1 protein-coding gene is annotated in these 533 nt (G+C 26.6%); it reads right to left on the reverse strand.

Features of this window, described 5'->3' with window-relative positions:
* A partial coding sequence (locus AZI32_RS17640) for a collagen binding domain-containing protein (protein ID WP_157450999.1) occupies positions 1-533 on the reverse strand: 533 nt, incomplete at both ends.

Below are 533 nucleotides of genomic sequence, written 5' to 3' on the forward strand. Positions count from 1 at the left end.
TTGATATAGCCCCTGCATTCATTTCATATCTTACAACATTTTGAACATCTTTAGATGTATTATCATAACTTAATTTAGCTTTATTTGTGTAAGCCTTTTGTCTCTGTGTAACTTCTAAGTCATAATAAATTAAATAATGCTTATCTGTATTCCCTATATTAACAGTTAGCTTATTATTTTCAAATTTTATCTTATCTTTCATTTTATCTGTTACCCATTCAAAGTTATCAGATATATCATATGTACCTACCATAATGCTTCCATCTACTAATTTCATTCCATCTGGAATGTTATCTTCAATAATTGCATTTGTTACACTTTGATTATTAGGGTTTATATCAAGTGTATATTTAACCTTATTGTCATTAAGATTTACTATATTTATTGTATTTCCATTCTCATCTTTTGCTGTCTCATTAGTTCTACTGTATTTGGTTAACATCTTACCATCGTCTTTAGGTTTTACTATTGCTTTTGATGATAATGTTTCATCATGTTTAATTAAATCAACAACATTATCATAACGTTGCATA

Origin of the sequence: Clostridium sp. ATCC 25772 (genome assembly GCF_001573875.1) — a bacterium.
Classification (GTDB): domain Bacteria; phylum Bacillota; class Clostridia; order Clostridiales; family Clostridiaceae; genus Clostridium_J; species Clostridium_J senegalense.